Source organism: Pseudoalteromonas ostreae (assembly GCF_018069805.1).
In the GTDB taxonomy this organism is placed as follows: domain Bacteria; phylum Pseudomonadota; class Gammaproteobacteria; order Enterobacterales; family Alteromonadaceae; genus Pseudoalteromonas; species Pseudoalteromonas ostreae.
Map to the genome: position 1 here is coordinate 1 of NZ_JAGPYN010000075.1, position 566 is coordinate 566.

The following is a 566-nucleotide window of genomic DNA, read 5'->3' on the forward strand; positions in this document are numbered from 1 at the left end:
CAAAGCCTAAATTTAATATTGCATTGTAACCAGCTTCTTTTGCTAGCTTTGTTATATGCTCACGGCCTTTGTTAGGATCTTTAAAAAAGCGAGTATTTATCGTGTTTCGCAGTTCAACTTTACCATGCTTTGGTTGATTGTTTTTGCTTGTGAAAAAACTGACAAGTTGATCTTTAAAAAAGACCTCTGGAACTTTAACTTTTTTAGCTGCTAATCCTTTAGGGCTTGGAGTTGGATCAAATTCAATCACAACACCTTTAATTAACTTATTTTCATCTGCTTTATTGAGTAAGGTAGAAAAATGGAGGAAATAACTTTCTCCATCATCCCCATTAACAAAGCCAAATTTTTTATTTCGTACGTAAGATACTACTTTTCCTTTCACTACTGATTCCTGTATATATGGTTAAGCGTAACAATTTTCACTTAGTGCCACTGTTAAAATTAAACAAATCATGTTGTTATAATATAATAAACTCATTCAAAAGTTATATTTCATTCACTCAATTCATCTAAATTTGCTAAGCAATTTTTCTCAAAGATATCTAAATATTTGGACTTCTGGT

1 protein-coding gene is annotated in these 566 nt (G+C 30.9%); it reads right to left on the reverse strand.

The annotated features are described in order from the left end of the window. Positions 1 to 385: cold-shock protein (locus J7338_RS20585; RefSeq protein WP_210798834.1), on the reverse strand; the 385-nt coding region annotated here is incomplete at its 3' end. Positions 386 to 566 lie beyond the last annotated feature (181 nt).